Annotated in this window: 1 pseudogene; it reads right to left on the reverse strand. The window is 67.8% G+C overall.

The features are described from left to right. Window positions 1-205 (reverse strand): annotated as a pseudogene (locus tag MBSD_RS15625) (hypothetical protein); the annotation flags it as partial.

Below are 205 nucleotides of genomic sequence, written 5' to 3' on the forward strand. Positions count from 1 at the left end.
CATTGGCCTGGCCGAGCACCACGGCATTGGCCTGGGTCACCTTCTGGTCGGTGTAGGCGTTGGCACTGGCCAGCGTGGCCGCATCGCCGGCTGCCATGTCGGAACGGATGGCGGTCTCGCGGGCGTCGGTGTAGGTATTGGCACTGGCCAGTGTGGCGGCACTGCGGTTGTCGGTGTAGCTGTTGGCACTGGCCAGCGTGGCCGC

The organism is Mizugakiibacter sediminis (assembly GCF_000953855.2).
Classification (GTDB): Bacteria; Pseudomonadota; Gammaproteobacteria; order Xanthomonadales; family Rhodanobacteraceae; genus Mizugakiibacter; species Mizugakiibacter sediminis.